Here is a 679-nt window from a genome sequence, read left to right as displayed (position 1 = left end):
GGGCTGGCTGACCGGCCGGTTCGTGCTGCTGCGCACGGTCCCGGGGCCACGTCCCGGCGACCCCGAGTTCCTGCCCGAGCTCAGCCGCATGGTCCGCACCAGCGTCACGATCCCCGTGGCCGCCGTGCGGCACAAGGCGCGTGGCTGGTGGCGGCACCGGGGGACCGGGCCCTGGCCCGTCCCGGTGCGCGCCGTGCTCTTCGACCGGGACGGCACCCTGGTCCACGACGTGCCCTACAACGGCGACCCGGACGCGGTCGAGCTGGTCCCCGGGGCCCGGGAGGCGGTCGACGCCGTGCGCGCGGCCGGGCTGCGGGTGGGCGTGGTGTCCAACCAGTCCGGCATCGGCCGCGGCCTGCTGACCCGCGAGCAGGTCGACGCCGTCAACGCCCGCGTGGCCGAGCTGCTCGGCCCCTTCGACACCTGGCAGCTGTGCCCGCACGCCCCCGAGCAGGACTGCACGTGCCGCAAGCCCCGGCCCGGCATGGTGCTGGCCGCGGCCGCGGAGCTGGGGGTGGACCCCTCCGAGTGCGTGCTCGTCGGCGACATCGGCGCGGACGTGGAGGCCGCCCAGGCCGCCGGCGCGCGCAGCGTCCTGGTCCCCACGCCGGTGACCCGCGAGGAGGAGGTGGCGGCCGCCCCGGTGGTCGCCCGGACCCTGCGCGAGGCCGTCGCGGCC

Annotated in this window: 1 protein-coding gene; it reads left to right on the top strand. The window is 78.2% G+C overall.

Annotated features, from left to right (window positions below):
* Positions 1 to 88: 88 nt before the first annotated feature.
* The coding region (locus CRM73_RS19445) for an HAD family hydrolase (protein WP_229588831.1) at positions 89 to 679 on the top strand (591 nt) is incomplete at its 3' end.

The sequence above is a fragment of the Kocuria sp. CCUG 69068 genome, from assembly GCF_020833785.1.
Lineage (GTDB): Bacteria > Actinomycetota > Actinomycetes > Actinomycetales > Micrococcaceae > Kocuria > Kocuria rosea.
The sequence above is the reverse complement of the archived record's forward strand: the minus strand, read 5'-3'. Positions and strand labels throughout refer to the sequence as shown.